The following is a 383-nucleotide window of genomic DNA, read 5'->3' as shown; positions in this document are numbered from 1 at the left end:
GGTGTGTCGCGGGTGTCGTGGTCGGTGGGTGTGCGGGCGGCGGATCGTGAGGCGTTTTTGGCGTCGATGCGTTCGTTGTACGGGGGGAGTGTTGTTTTTGCGGCGCGGCCTCGTTCTGGTGGGGTGACGGACTTTTCGTTGTTTGCGGACGAGGTGTGGCCGAAGGGGTTGTCGTCTGCTCCGGTGCTGCGTTTCGGTGTGGTGCGGTTGGGTCCTGTGGGTCAGGTGTTGGCGGGGCCGCGGGCCGGGTGTGATGTGGAGTTCTGGCGGGACGGGGCTGATCTGCTGGCGGGTCCGTCTGCGGAGGCGGAGCTGGCGAGGGTGTCGCCGCAGGCGTCTGCCGAGGTGCTGGCCGATGCGCTGGTCGCGCCGCGGCGCAACCG

1 pseudogene is annotated in these 383 nt (G+C 68.7%); it reads left to right on the top strand.

Features of this window, described 5'->3' with window-relative positions:
• Window positions 1-123: 123 nt before the first annotated feature.
• Window positions 124-383: pseudogene (locus KUM40_RS34865) on the top strand (sugar phosphotransferase); the annotation flags it as partial.

The sequence above is a fragment of the Streptomyces sp. AC512_CC834 genome (assembly GCF_019049325.1).
Lineage (GTDB): Bacteria > Actinomycetota > Actinomycetes > Streptomycetales > Streptomycetaceae > Streptomyces.
This window is presented reverse-complemented; position numbering and strand designations above follow the sequence as displayed.